At 34.6% G+C, this 3,533-nt stretch carries 3 protein-coding genes; 1 reads left to right on the forward strand and 2 read right to left on the reverse strand.

The window, feature by feature from the left end; translation table 11 throughout:
• Positions 1-472 (forward strand): DUF29 family protein (locus FJR38_RS00650; protein WP_254449296.1); only part of this gene is annotated, 472 nt, incomplete at its 5' end.
• Between the two features lie 145 nt (positions 473-617).
• On the opposite strand, the gene FJR38_RS00655 is transcribed toward FJR38_RS00650, so the two are convergent.
• Together FJR38_RS00655 and FJR38_RS27960 are read right to left on the reverse strand one after the other, a co-directional pair.
• Positions 618-2,168, reverse strand: a complete 1,551-nt coding sequence (locus FJR38_RS00655) for a hydantoinase B/oxoprolinase family protein (protein ID WP_168534864.1) — start codon at positions 2,166-2,168, stop codon at positions 618-620.
• A 176-nt stretch (positions 2,169-2,344) separates the two neighbouring features.
• Positions 2,345-3,533 (reverse strand): hydantoinase/oxoprolinase family protein (locus tag FJR38_RS27960; RefSeq protein WP_254449297.1); only part of this gene is annotated, 1,189 nt, incomplete at its 5' end.

The raw sequence follows: 3,533 nt of genomic DNA on the forward strand, positions 1-3,533 counted from the left end.
TTATGCCGATGCTTTAGTTATTGTAGATGAATTAGAGGGAATGGGTAGACAAGGGATTTTAAGAAATATTCAATCTTTCTTAGTTAGATTAATAATTCATCTGATTAAGAATCAAGTAGAACAACGTTTAACTAATTCTTGGGCTAATTCAATTCGGGGTTCAATTCGAGAAATCAAGAAAATAAATTTGCAGGATAATAAAAGTTTTTATTATATCAAAATAGATGAATGGGACTTAATGCTAGAAGAAGAATTTGAAGAAGCTATTCGTGATGCTAGTGATGAGGTAATGAATGGTATTTACAGTCCATTTAAACTTGCTGAAATGGTAGATAAAGAACAGATAATTAATCAAGCCAAAGTTCTCTTAAAATTGACTTATGAATATTCAGTTAAGGAATTACCGGCTGTAATTGATGATTATTTAACTCAATTACCTGGTGGTGAAGATTGGAAGTTAGGAAAAAGGTAAGGTTTATATTTAGTTTCGGGCGTTGCTGAATTGAAGTATGAAATTGAAAAATCAAAGATTTCAAACCCTTACTCTCTGTGACTGGAGCGCCTCTGCGTGAAACAAAATCATACTCTTAATCAGCAACGCCTAGTTTCGCTTACCTTCACGACGACTTACCAAATCCTCCACCTCCAGGAGTTTCTATCACAAAAATATCCCCAGATTGCATCTCTGCTGTAGCTGTACTATCTAAATACTCCTCAGTGCCATTTTCACGTTTTATCCAGTTTCTTCCTACTTTTCCCTCTTCCCCACCATGTAAACCAAAGGGAGGAATTAAACGATGGCTAGAAAGAATATTAGCTGTCATTGGTTCTAGAAATTTAATGCGACGAATTACCCCATTACCCCCTGCATATTTTCCTTTACCACCACTATGAAAACGCAGACTAAAACTTTCTACTTGTACAGGATAGCGGGTTTCTAAAACTTCTGGATCTGTCAAGCGAGAATTAGTCATGTGGGTATGAACTGCATCAGTACCATCAAAATTTATTCCTGCACCAGAACCACCACAAATAGTTTCATAATATTGATATTTTTGATTACCAAAAGTGAAATTATTCATTGTTCCTTGGGAAGCAGCCATCACACCCAATGCACCATATAAAGCATCAACAATAGTTTGGGAAGTTTCCACATTTCCTGCTACAACGGCGGCGGGATAAATGGGGTTTAACATACAACCTTCTGGAATAATAATTTCTAAAGGTTGCAAACACCCAGCATTGAGAGGAATATTATCATTAACTAATGTTCTAAAGACATATAAAACCGCAGCTTGAGTTACAGCTTTGGGAGCATTAAAGTTACTATTTAATTGTGTAGAAGTACCAGTAAAATCAATTTTAGCACTGCGATTTTCACGATCAATTGTTACCTTAACTTGAATTTTTGCGCCATTATCCATTTCATAAATAAATGCACCGTTTTTTAAAACATCAATTGCTCGCCTAACAGACTCTTCTGCATTATCTTGAACAAACTGCATATAAAGTTTTACAGTTTCTAGTCCATATTGATTGACCATTTTTAACAATTCTTGTACACCCCTATTATTGGCAGCAATTTGAGCCTTAAAATCTGCTATATTTTGATCAGGATTTCGGCTAGGATAGGAATGATTTAATAAAAAATTTCTCACTTCTAATTCTTGAAAATCTTCCTTATTAACTAAGAGAAAATTATCAAAAATAATTCCTTCTTCTAAGATAGTGCTACTATGGGGAGGCATAGAACCGGGAGTGATCCCACCAATATCTGCTTGATGTCCACGGGAAGCAACATAAAAGATAATTTGTTTATTTTCAGTATCAAAAATGGGCGTAATAGCGGTGACATCAGGTAAATGTGTACCCCCGTTGTAGGGGTTATTTGATAAATACACATTTCCTGGTTTGATATTATTCCCTTCAGCATTAATTAAACTGCTGACACTTTCACTCATAGAACCTAAATGCACAGGAATATGAGGAGCATTAGCAACCAATAAACCCAAACTATCAAAAATCGCACAGGAAAAATCTAACCTTTCTTTAATATTCACTGATGCGGCTGTGTTTTGTAGTACAATTCCCATCTGTTCAGCGATAAATTGATAGAGGTTTTTGAAAATTTCTAAACGAACAGGATCTGGTTGAGACATAGAATACATAATTAATTTCCTCTTAACGAATCACATTTTTCGACATCAATAAATACTTTTCTTGTTTCTTTTTTCTCTGCGCTCTCTGCGTCTTTGTGGTTAGTTTAAAAAATAATTCATAAAATAAACCACGAAGAACACAAAGGTAAGAGGTGTGAAGAGAGATTTTTTATGGGTGATGATAATTAGTTAATACGTTCCAAAATTAAATGATTTTGTTCATTTAACTGTGCTTTCCAATTAGGTTCAACTACAATTATGCTAATTTTCTCGACAATAATTGCAGCACCTTTTATAGAATCTCCAGGTTGTAAATCTTCTCGTCTATAAACTGGTGTATTATGCCATTTATCAGCCGTAAATATCTTGACATTTTCTACAGGTTTGGGTTTCTCTTTTAATGTTCTTTGCCGAATAATGACAGGTTCTTCAGGAGTATCCATTTTTTGCACAACTTCCACAGAAATAGATTCTACAATTAAAGGTTTTTCTGTTTGTATAAAACCATATCTTAACCTATGTTCATTTTCAAACTGGTTTCGCATTTCTGCTACAGCTGTAAAAAAGTCAACTGTTAAAATTGAATTAGTTCCTGCATATTTCAAATTGACTTTATTAATTACCTCTAGTTGTAAATTACTATCCTCCTGGTTTAACTCTTTTTTTGCTGCAATTTCCAAATATTTAACTAACTGCTCTAATTCAGGAATTAATGTTGGAGTTAAATGTTTTTCGACTCCGGTAATTTTATTTGCTCTCACATCTGCTAAACCCATTCCATAAGCAGAAAGTACACCAGCAAAAGGATGTAAAAATATTTTTTTCATCCCTAAAGTATCAGCAATTAAACAAGCAACTTGTCCACCTGCACCACCAAAACAACATAGTGCATATTCACTAATATCATAACCTCGTTGGAGGCTAATTTTTTTAATCGCATTAGCCATATTTTCCACAGCAATACTAATAAAACCTGCTGCTACTTGTTCAGGGTTTCTATTATTTTCGGTGAAAGATGCAATATTTTCAGCTAATTGTATAAATTTCTGATTTACTATTTTTTTATCTAAGGGTAAATTACCTTCGTTACCAAAAACTGCGGGAAAATATTGGGGTTGAATTTTCCCTAACATGACGTTAGCATCTGTAACTGTTAATGGTCCACCACGACGATAGGAAGCAGGACCAGGATTTGATCCAGCAGACTCTGGTCCTACACGATAGCTAGAACCATCAAAATATAAAATTGAACCACCTCCCGCAGCGATGGTATTAATTGCTAAGACGGGAACTCGCATTCTTGCACCGGCAATTTCTGAGTCTAATTGTCTTTCATATTCTCCTTTAAAATGGGCAACATCTGTACTTGTTCCT

Source organism: Anabaena sp. UHCC 0253, from assembly GCF_009712085.1.
Taxonomy (GTDB): Bacteria; Cyanobacteriota; Cyanobacteriia; order Cyanobacteriales; family Nostocaceae; genus Dolichospermum.

Excerpts from the sequence above, each read along its gene's own strand:
- FJR38_RS00655 (WP_168534864.1), bottom strand. The coding sequence starts at position 2,168 with ATGTATTCTATGTCTCAACCAGATCCTGTTCGTTTAGAAATTTTCAAA.